This window comes from Dietzia sp. UCD-THP (assembly GCF_000349585.1).
Classification (GTDB): domain Bacteria; phylum Actinomycetota; class Actinomycetes; order Mycobacteriales; family Mycobacteriaceae; genus Dietzia; species Dietzia natronolimnaea_A.
Map to the genome: position 1 here is coordinate 1 of NZ_AOSR01000116.1, position 7587 is coordinate 7587.

Here is a 7587-nt window from a genome sequence, read left to right on the forward strand (position 1 = left end):
GCGCCGAGGAACAACCCCACCAGAAGTGTGAGATGGGTGGTCTTCATGAGAACTCCTCGCTCAGGGGTGCGGAGGCGGGCCGGGTGACCCGCCCCCGCGGCGTGGCGGTGGTCGATGGGTCAGCGCAGTTCGCCGCTGCGGTTGCTCTCCGAGCTGGCGCGGGCGTTGTCGTCGTCATCCTGAGGCAGGTGCACGTCGGCGACGTTGACGTTGACCTCGACCACCTCCAGCCCGGTGGTGCCCTCAACCTGCTCGATGATGTTGCGGCGAATCGCGTTGCCGACCTCCACGATCGAGGCGCCGTACTCCACCACCACCGTCACATCGACCGCCGTCTGGGTTTCACCCTTCTCGACACTGATGCCGCCAGTGACGTTGGTCTGCGCGTTGGGGATCCGGTCGGTCACCGCCGAGAACGCGCGACGCGTGGCACTGCCCATGTCATAGACCCCCGGAACCTCCCGCGCGGCCATCCCAGCGATCTTGGCCACCACGGCATCATCCAGCGTGGTCACCCCCCGATCGGTTTGCAGCGGCCCACGCGCGACCTGCTTGCCCGACGCCTTCTCCTGCGCCTGCTGCGCGGCGGCTTGGGCTGCCTCCTGCTCGCGGGACTGCTCACGACCGGTCTTGGGAACTGCGTTCGACATAATTCCTCCTCACGCCAAGACCCGACACCGGGCCCTTGTGATGAACACCTACACAACAAAGACGTCACCACCCGCCCGAACGTCACGCCCTGACCCAAACTTTTTCTTTCCTCAGGCCACGTGGTGGTGTCAGTGGCCCGCCATTAGCGGATGCGGGCGCCAGCACAGCGGGCCTAGATTTGCCCAATGTCGGATTCCCCGCAGACGGTCCCGCAGGTCACACTCAACGACGGACGAGCCCTTGCCCAGCTCGGTTTCGGCACCTTCAAGATTGCCCCTGCCAGTACGGTCAGGGCTGTGTCGTCGGCGCTGGAGGCCGGTTACCGGCACTTCGATACCGCGCAGATGTACGGCAACGAACAAGAAGTCGGGCGCGCGATCGCCGCCTCGGAACTGCCCCGCGAACAGATGTGGGTCACGACAAAACTCGGCAATGACGTGCATGAACGTACTTCCGCGCGACGTGCGACAGAACGTTCACTCGCTCACCTAGGGGGGCGAATCGATCTGTATCTGGTGCACTGGCCGCTGGCGATGTACGACGATGTGGCGCGCGTGTGGGAAGTCATGGAAGAGCTCAAAACCGATTACCCCATCGGTTCGATCGGGGTGTCCAATTTCACCGCAACGCACCTGGACCGATTGGCCGAGGCGGGACTGTCCACTCCGGCGGTCAATCAGATCGAATCCAATCCCTACTTCGTCAACGAGCACCTGCACGATGTCTGCACCGAGCACGGCGTCGCGGTTCAGGCATGCAGCCCGCTTGCCCAGGGCGCTGTAATAGGCGATCCCCAACTTCATGCGCTGGCCGACCAGATCGACCGGACGGTGGCACAAGTAGTGCTGCGCTGGGGCCTACAGCGAGGCGACATCGTGGTGACGAAGACCGAAACACCCCAACGCATGACCGACAATCTCACCGTGTTCGACTTCGAACTCACCGAGGAGCAGATGGCCTCAATCTCCGCGTTGCACAACGGCACACGATCAGGCCCGGACCCCGATAACTTCGACCGATTGAACTAACCTTCACGGCCAACGAGCCCGGTCTTGCACTGCTAGCGCAGAAACACACTGAGGCGACAACCCCGCATCGAGCCAAAGATGTGCACCACCTTGCTCCGCCCGCGACACTGCCAACTCAGGCGACCAGCTCAACTTCTCCACCGAGGTCGGCGCGCAGCGAGTGCAGACCCTGAGCCGGCCTCAGTCGACCTGCAGGGTCAGTCGACCGGCGGGCTGGACGCCTGCGCCCAGAAGCGTTTGGGGATCCGCCCCGCGAGGCGGGCGGCGTGCCCGGCCCGGACGGCCTCGCGCATCGCCGCGGCCATGAGCGGCGGGTTCTCCGCCCGGGTGACGGCGGTGGCGAGCAGGACACCGTCGCAGCCGAGCTCCATGGCCAGTGCGGCGTCGGAGGCGGTGCCGATCCCCGCGTCGCAGATCACCGGGACCCCGGCGCGCTCGACGATCATCTCCAGGTTGTGCGGGTTGCAGATGCCCAGCCCGGTGCCGATCGGCGCGCCCAGGGGCATGACCGCAGCGCAGCCCACGTCCTCCAGGCGGCGGGCCAGGACCGGGTCGTCGGTGGTGTAGGGAAGGACGACGAAACCGTCATCGACCAGGTCCTCTGCGGCCTCCACCACCTCCACCCCGTCGGGCAGGAGCGTGCGCTCGTCAGCGATCACCTCGAGCTTCACCCAGTTCGTGCCCAGCGCCTCCCGTGCGAGCCGGGCGGTCTTCACGGCCTCGGTGGCGGACCGGCACCCGGCGGTGTTGGGCAACGGGCGGATGCCGAGCTCTTTCAGCATCCCGAGCAGCCCGAGTCCGCCGGCGCCGTCCATGCCCAGCCGCAGGTCGACCTTGCGGATCGACACGGTGGTCAGGGCGGTGCCCGAGGCGATCAGTGCCTCGCGCAGGACCTCCTGGTTACCGGCACCGCCGGTGCCCGTGATGAGCCGCGAGGAGACCTCCTCGCCCGCGATCACCAGGGGCGAGTCCAGCACCGCGGCGACGCCAGACGGATACGCGGACGGCCCTGCGACGCCGCGAACCGGGGTCGCGGCCGAGGTCGGGTCAGCCACCCTGGACCGCCGTGAGGACATCGATCTCCGCGCCCGCACCGAGCGGGGCGTCGTCCCAGCCCGAGCTGGGCACCACCACGCCGTCGACGGCGATGGCGACGCCCTCGTCGGGCAGGTCCAGCTCGGTGACCAGTGCGCGGACGGTCGCGCCGTCGGCCAGGGTGCGGTCCTCCCCGTTCACCGTGACGATCATGGGCCCTCCTACTCCACACTCGTCATCGTCCACTACAACTAGATCCCCTGGGCTGCCGATTCGGCCTGAGCGCGCTGGGGCGTGCCGATGCTGCTCGGTGAGCCTGGCGGGATGGTGTGCGTGGGGAGTCCGCTTGGGGCTCGTCGGTCGGGCTTGAGTCCGTGATCGATTCCCCACGCCACGGCCTGGGCTCGGGTGCTCACGCCCATTTTTCGATACGCGGACCGGATGAAGGTCTTAACCGAATTGGTCGACAGGTAGCACTGCGCGGCGATGTCCTTGTTCGATAGTCCTTGAACAATAAGACCGATCACTTCCGCCTCTCTCGGAGACAGTCCTGTCTCTTTGGCCGGCCACTGGTCCGATCGCATCACCGATAGGCCGGGTCCGACCATGGTCACCCGCTGACCTGCGGCGATGTTCTCGATTCCCTCGACCAGTTCGAGCGCCGACAGGGACTTCGCTAAAAATCCATGAGCTCCTTGGGCCAGGCTGTCATCGATCGCCCGTTCATCCACGGCGAAGGAGTAGACGGCAACCGACCCGATCAACGGGTCCTGCAGTAGCGATTCCAGGCGCGCGTGCTTGCCCACCGGTGCGGCGAAAGTGTCATAGAGCGCGACGTCCACGGGGGCCGATCCACTGGTGACGGTGTGCCGTTCCACAACTTCAACTCGATCCGAATACGGCGCCAGCAATGCGTTGACTCCCGCCACTATGACGAGATAGTCGTTGACCACAGTCACCCTGATCGCTTTGCCGCTCACCGTGGTAATCGTAGGCGCAGGTGAACACCCCTCCACTTCACCCCTTGGGGTGAAGCCATGACTGCTGTGGCCCGCGATAATGGGATGTCCACTTGGCGTGATGCTTGACGAAGGGCAGGAAATATCTGTTGACCCACATCATCGCCACGGCTCTCGATGACCGGTGGGCATGGGCCGATCAGGGCAACTGCCAAGGACAGGCTGAGCTGTTCTACAACGACGAGCAGGACCGCAAAGGGGTCCGGCGCCGTAAAGAGGAGGCAGCTAAAGTCCTCTGCGAGCACTGCCCGGTGATAGTGGAATGCCGCCAGTACGCGATGAACGCGCCGGAACTCTACGGAGTCTGGGGAGGCCTGACCGAAATGGAACGCCACAAACTGGCAGGCCGCCTGCGCTCCGGCTGACCTTCCCCCGCGCCGCATTCCTTGCACCCGCGTCGCGACAGTCCTGCCCTGCCAGAGTGGTTACATCCCCTTTCGTCCCACGGGGGTGTACCGAAGCGCACCATGAACCACTGCCGTTCAAACCGGAACCGGACTACATCGCACTGCACTCGGACAACCCCCGCAGCAGCGACTACCTCCACCGGCAGACAGAAGCAACCCGAAACGAACCATAAGATGCCGGAACGGACGACATTGCATGGACTCCGGACATCAGAACCCGGCCGCATTCCCGAGCCACTGTGTGCCCCGCCAGAATAGTCGCGGTAGGGCTATCAGGGCCATCCGACACCCTGGTGATCTGCGCCCGGGCGGACGGGAACCCGACGGCGGACCCACCGCAGTGACCCCCCTCGTCACCAGGGCCGGGATCTGCCCCGCATCGCACGCGTCGGGCCGATCGGTTACCCCTCGAGGTCAGGATGAGCCGGCGCGCTGGCCGGCCTTGAACCAGACCGAGAAGTCCTCTGCGGCTTGCCGGACCACGTCGTAGTCGGCCCCACCGGTGAGATCCGTGAAGCTGTCTCTGAGCCCCTCGATCCCGGTTGGCCGCGTGTCCTTGGGGATGGCGAACCCCATCTTCCAGTCTCCGAAACTGCGCTCAGCCACCCGTTCGACCACAAGCACCCGCACGCGGCTATGCCTGTCATCGCACGAGATGCGGTCCATGAGCGCATCCACTTCCAAAGCGGGGCCCTCGAGGAACTGGATAAAGACATTGCCCCTATACAGGAGCAGTCCGGTTATCCCTGCGTCCAGATTCCGTCTCCTGGAGGTGAACAAAATCGATTCGAGGTCTCCGGGAAGCATCTTTCGCGTAGCCACACTGGTGTACACCAGATACTTCAGCTCGCCCGACTGAGACGTGCTGGCGGCGTCATTGTTCACAGTCATTGTCGACCCCGATCTCCCGAAGTGGCGAAGAACAGTGCATCGAGGCACGCCATCGATTCCTCCAAAGTGCTGGCCTCGCCCCGCAGTGTCGACATACTGTCGAACAATCTGAAAGCACCATCGGGGCCCCTGTCGATGTAACCAACGAAATTCCCCCGATAGTTGCCAACGTAGAACGCCTCTTCCACCTGCGACCAGCGGACCGCCCGAGGGCCCTCGTCGACCACCTGACTCCTCGCCACCTTCTCGTTCATTGCGTGCATGCGGCGACCACGGGCCCGCACACCGGCATTGCGCAAGTAACCCCGCCCTGGATGCTCGCCACAGTTGATCGCGCGACCACAGCGCCTGAACCGCGCACTGGCGACGATCACGGCGCAGCAGTCAAGCGCGACCTGACTGTGCCAAAAGAAATCCGCCAGTGCCACCGCAAACGAACCCAAAAGGACAGAAAACTAGGACGAATTACGGCTGGCCCAAGACGAGCTGGACCAGCATGCATTCGCCCGGAGGCCATACGCATGCATGGACGAGCCCCCGACAACTGCCGCCACCGCCCTCCTGAGGCCCCGCCGATAACCGAGGCACCAGGGCGAAGTGATGCCATTCATGATGACGGGCATGACTTCTCCACCGTAGGCATACTTGATAGAGCAGCAAACAAAAGGGGTAACCATGGCTCAGCAATTCCAGGTGCACTACATCGACGACCTCGACGGGACCGACCTCGGCGAGACGTCGAACACCATCTCCTTTGCCTTTGACGGCAAGGAATACTCCATCGACCTGAGCGACGATAATGCCGAGGCGTTTCGCCAGGCCGTAGCGCCGTACATCAAATCCAGCCACCGGGTAACCGGAAACAGGACCAGAACTGCCCGCAAAGCCACGGCCACGTCCGGGAACACCAGAGCGATTCGAGACTGGGCCCGCGCCAATGGTTACGACGTCTCAGACCGCGGACGCATCCCCGCCAACGTGATGCAGGCCTACGCAGCGGCAAACTAGCTCGACAGCCGGGCGCCAACCACGCGAGAACCAGCCCCGCCGCCACAGGCGCATGGCCGGCCATGGGTGGTTGACCCGCGCGGACAACGCTCTGACCAGCCGTGAAGTGAACGCCGATAACTTACCTTATGTAAACCTAACGATGTCGAGTTGTCGATCGCGCGAACTCGACACCTCCCCGATCGGTCCCTCCCCGAACTGCCCCTCACCCGCAGTGCCCGAGACCCCGCGTGACTAACCGTGTCACCTAACCGTGCATCAGCCCCTCATAAGCTCCGAACATGACTGTGAATCACATCGCTCTGTGGCGGCGTTCTGTGATTGCTTTCAGGCTGCTGTTCGCATCGGCAATGTCGTGAAAACAGTGAGTGAATTCCTAACGCGCGACGGGCAAGCTCCGCTCCGTCTGGAGTCCGCTCTTCGTATGCGAGGCCACGACTGATTGTTCGTTTGTGGCGGCCCACCGGGAGCTACGATCGATCTGTGGCCTTATCTATCCGTCGTGTTCAAGCCTCCGATGCACCCTTTCTGGCGGAGATGCTCGTCGCGGCGGCGTACTGGCGACCGGACGGGCCGAGCGGAAGCGTCGCGGAGGTGCTAGCCCATCCCCAGCTGGCGCATTACGTCGCAGGCTGGCCACGGTCAGGCGACCTTGGAGTCATCGCGTCGGAGGGGGCACAGCCCGTGGGTGCCGCCTGGGTGCGATTGTTTCCCGAGAGCGATCCCGGCTACGGCTTTGTGAGCGCCACCATTCCTGAATTGTCAATGGGCGTCATCCGAGAACGGCGAGGGCGAGGGATTGGGTCCCACCTGCTTGATTCCTTACTTGCTGCCGCACATGAGCAGAAGCTGGCAGCGATAAGCCTCAGTGTGGAATCGGACAACTACGCCCGTCGCCTGTACGATCGCGCAGGCTTCCGTCCAGTTGATGTTGCGAGCGGATCCTTAACCATGCTCTTGCGACTCCGAGAACCACGCAGCACCGAGGAATAGTCAGTCTTGACGTCGAATTGTCATGCGCTCGGGCCCCGGAAGAGACGGCTCGAAAACCTACAGTTTTGCGAGACAGACGTCCCCGCTCCGGACTCCGGTCGGTGCCCCTCGCTCAGTTATCGCAGATGCGTCAAATTCGGAAGAGGGAATTGACCACCGCAAATTCAACCAGTCCTGTCAGTGACTCTGTTAACGGAGGATGTGGCTTTCGTGGCGGTGCTGTAGCGAGACCACGCAATCCGGGCGGCACCACGCTGGCCCGCAGTTGCTCGGCGGCTTGGGGGAGGTTCAGGGTCGAACTGCAAGGTCGGATCCCAGTGGATGGTCGAACGGCTGGCCTGCTCGATGCTGGGTGTCATTGGGCCGGAGTCCATGGACCTGTTTCAATTTCGGCTGCCGCGACTACGTCGAACGGGGCGGGCCCGATGCTGCTACCCTCGTCGGTTTCGATCCGCGCTGGGATGGGGTCGGCGCCGTCGAACAAGATAACTTCGACGCGTTGTGGGGTCGTGGGGTCGGCCGCATCGCGGTAGCCACGCCAGAACACAATTGCTT

General features: G+C 63.8%; 11 protein-coding genes. 4 read left to right on the forward strand and 7 right to left on the reverse strand.

The window, feature by feature from the left end; genetic code table 11:
• Positions 1–119 precede the first annotated feature (119 nt).
• The gene (locus H483_RS27225; protein WP_017836462.1) at positions 120–650 is read right to left on the reverse strand and encodes an Asp23/Gls24 family envelope stress response protein; all 531 of its coding nucleotides are present in this window, start codon (positions 648–650) and stop codon (positions 120–122) included.
• A gap of 186 nt (positions 651–836) precedes the next feature.
• Here H483_RS27225 and H483_RS27230 point away from each other — a divergent pair, with 186 nt between their 5' ends.
• Positions 837–1679: an aldo/keto reductase gene (locus tag H483_RS27230; RefSeq protein ID WP_017836463.1), complete on the forward strand. Its 843-nt coding sequence runs from the start codon at positions 837–839 to the stop codon at positions 1677–1679.
• Positions 1680–1876: 197 nt separating this feature from the next.
• Here H483_RS27230 and H483_RS27235 read toward each other — a convergent pair whose 3' ends face one another.
• From H483_RS27235 to H483_RS27245, 3 genes are all read right to left on the reverse strand, one after another.
• Positions 1877–2656 (reverse strand): thiazole synthase, encoded by a 780-nt coding sequence (locus tag H483_RS27235; protein WP_031264770.1) that lies wholly within the window; start codon positions 2654–2656, stop codon positions 1877–1879.
• Positions 2657–2726: 70 nt separating this feature from the next.
• Positions 2727–2927 (reverse strand): sulfur carrier protein ThiS, encoded by a 201-nt coding sequence (thiS, locus tag H483_RS27240; protein WP_017836465.1) that lies wholly within the window; start codon positions 2925–2927, stop codon positions 2727–2729.
• A 38-nt stretch (positions 2928–2965) separates the two neighbouring features.
• Complete coding sequence (locus H483_RS27245) at positions 2966–3694, reverse strand: response regulator transcription factor (protein WP_238556261.1); 729 nt, start codon at positions 3692–3694, stop codon at positions 2966–2968.
• 128 nt (positions 3695–3822) lie between these two features.
• On the opposite strand from H483_RS27245, the gene H483_RS27250 reads away from it, so the two are divergent.
• Entirely contained in the window at positions 3823–4098 is a 276-nt protein-coding gene (locus tag H483_RS27250) for a WhiB family transcriptional regulator (RefSeq protein ID WP_017836467.1), read from the forward strand.
• Between the two features lie 456 nt (positions 4099–4554).
• Here H483_RS27250 and H483_RS27255 read toward each other — a convergent pair whose 3' ends face one another.
• The gene (locus H483_RS27255; protein ID WP_017836468.1) at positions 4555–5031 is read right to left on the reverse strand and encodes a BLUF domain-containing protein; all 477 of its coding nucleotides are present in this window, start codon (positions 5029–5031) and stop codon (positions 4555–4557) included.
• A complete protein-coding gene (locus H483_RS40035; protein ID WP_238556262.1) occupies positions 5028–5459 on the reverse strand; it encodes a hypothetical protein in 432 nt (143 codons plus the stop codon). The genes H483_RS27255 and H483_RS40035 overlap by 4 nt, the downstream gene beginning before the upstream one ends.
• A 247-nt stretch (positions 5460–5706) precedes the next feature.
• Between H483_RS40035 and H483_RS27265 the strand changes: the two genes are divergently transcribed.
• Positions 5707–6039 (forward strand): Lsr2 family protein, encoded by a 333-nt coding sequence (locus H483_RS27265; protein WP_017836470.1) that lies wholly within the window; start codon positions 5707–5709, stop codon positions 6037–6039.
• A gap of 537 nt (positions 6040–6576) precedes the next feature.
• Positions 6577–7032: a GNAT family N-acetyltransferase gene (locus tag H483_RS40540; RefSeq protein ID WP_081615148.1), complete on the forward strand. Its 456-nt coding sequence runs from the start codon at positions 6577–6579 to the stop codon at positions 7030–7032.
• A 355-nt stretch (positions 7033–7387) separates the two neighbouring features.
• On the opposite strand, the gene H483_RS40040 is transcribed toward H483_RS40540, so the two are convergent.
• Positions 7388–7587, reverse strand: a 200-nt coding sequence (locus tag H483_RS40040) for a hypothetical protein (protein WP_238556263.1), incomplete at its 5' end; no start/stop codon positions are given.

Coding starts and splice junctions, on each gene's coding strand:
- H483_RS27225 (WP_017836462.1), bottom strand. CDS start 650: ATGTCGAACGCAGTTCCCAAGACCGGTCGTGAGCAGTCCCGCGAGCAG.
- H483_RS27230 (WP_017836463.1), top strand. CDS start 837: ATGTCGGATTCCCCGCAGACGGTCCCGCAGGTCACACTCAACGACGGA.
- thiS (WP_017836465.1), bottom strand. CDS start 2,927: ATGATCGTCACGGTGAACGGGGAGGACCGCACCCTGGCCGACGGCGCG.
- H483_RS27255 (WP_017836468.1), bottom strand. CDS start 5,031: ATGACTGTGAACAATGACGCCGCCAGCACGTCTCAGTCGGGCGAGCTG.
- H483_RS27265 (WP_017836470.1), top strand. CDS start 5,707: ATGGCTCAGCAATTCCAGGTGCACTACATCGACGACCTCGACGGGACC.
- H483_RS40540 (WP_081615148.1), top strand. CDS start 6,577: ATGCTCGTCGCGGCGGCGTACTGGCGACCGGACGGGCCGAGCGGAAGC.